Below are 1,376 nucleotides of genomic sequence, written 5' to 3'. Positions count from 1 at the left end.
GACATCATATCAATAAAATCTCTCACATTCTGCGGAACGACCTTGCCGTAAAGCTGATCCACATACTTTTCAAGCTCCGCCGCAAGAGTTGTGTTTTTCTGCTCCAGATACATCTCTATCGCAGAGAGCTTTTTCTCGTTTACACTTACCGTAACTGATTTTTTCAACCTATCACACTCCAATAAAATTAATTTTCTGATGAGCTGTCCTCATTCAAACTTTCAATAGCGTCAGTCACCTCCTGCGGATAATCCACTCCCTCATAGGTACACCAGCTTGACCAACCGCCGTTTGAAACAAAGTCTTTTGTAATATATCCAACAGCCTCCGAACTGTAAATCATTTCATTATTGCCGATATAAATCCCGTGTTTACTGCCATCGAACAGTCCCACGCCTGCGACTTCCGGCATGGTATCAAGACCACCTTGTTCGGTATAAACCAATGTGCTGTAAGCAGAATCAAACACCTTTTCCATAGGATCGTAGTTTAGATACCCAAGCACAAGCCCTGCGTTATCCGCATAACGTATCCTGTCAGTTTCGCTTCTTTCACCAATAAAACCATTCATATATCCCCAGCCCGAGATGTAAGCATTATCAGCCCAAGCCGCAAGATCAGCACAGTTTTTCGTGCTTGTATCAGAAAACATAAACGCATTTATGGTGCTGTTCATCACAAAAGTGTATGTGCGAATAAACTCATCATAGTCAATATCCAAACTGTAAGTCGAGTTTATCGCCGCAATCAAATCGCTGTCATTCGGAGCATTAGCGAACAAATTTGCGTATGACTCAGCATTAAAATTCTGAACATCTTCAAAGTAAGACATATATATCAGCTGAGCCTTTATGGTCTGAACCTTGACACCCTTTTCGTCCATAGCGTTTGCAATGTCATTACCTGCTGATCGGATATCATCGAGCCTTTGCCTGCTTTCACTGTCAAGAGAGCTGTAAAAATCATCGGCATTAATGTGAAGTTCAGGCACTTGAGCTTCCTCGCCGACCTCCCCAAGAGAAGAAAGCATCACCGCAGGAGCACACAGCAAAAGGAGCAAACCCACCGCAGCACTAAGCACCACAGTCACAAGCTTGCCTCGCTTTTTTTCATCACCAAGAATATATACGGCTGCCTTTTTAAGAGCCGCCGCAACTGTCGCCGACATTACATCACCTTCCTCCCGCCGAACCAAACAGTGCCGCCTTGTAGGCAGGAGCAATGACCTGCAAAAGATACCTCTCATTACCACACCGATACAGACAAGTTCCTCTTTCAGGATACTTGATAAGACTGTACTCCGATTCCTCCAACTGTAGGGTATCAATAAATGCAGTCGGAGAGATATTACCGGGATTGAACAGAAAATGATGTGC

At 44.0% G+C, this 1,376-nt stretch carries 2 protein-coding genes and 1 pseudogene; all 3 read right to left on the bottom strand.

Translation table 11 applies throughout. The features are described 5' to 3' along the window. Positions 1-167 (bottom strand): DUF6103 family protein (locus tag AB5123_RS14355; RefSeq protein WP_368365003.1); only part of this gene is annotated, 167 nt, incomplete at its 3' end. A 20-nt stretch (positions 168-187) separates the two neighbouring features. Beyond that, the gene (locus tag AB5123_RS14350; protein WP_117923520.1) at positions 188-1,168 is read right to left on the bottom strand and encodes a hypothetical protein; all 981 of its coding nucleotides are present in this window, start codon (positions 1,166-1,168) and stop codon (positions 188-190) included. Between the two features lie 4 nt (positions 1,169-1,172). After that, positions 1,173-1,376, bottom strand: a pseudogene (locus AB5123_RS14345) (type VI secretion protein); the annotation flags it as partial.

This window comes from Ruminococcus sp. RTP21204st1_B2_RTP21204_210225, from assembly GCF_040914135.1.
In the GTDB taxonomy this organism is placed as follows: domain Bacteria; phylum Bacillota; class Clostridia; order Oscillospirales; family Ruminococcaceae; genus Hominimerdicola; species Hominimerdicola aceti.
Note: the sequence above shows the minus strand (reverse complement) of the source record. Positions and strands in the feature narration are given on the sequence as shown.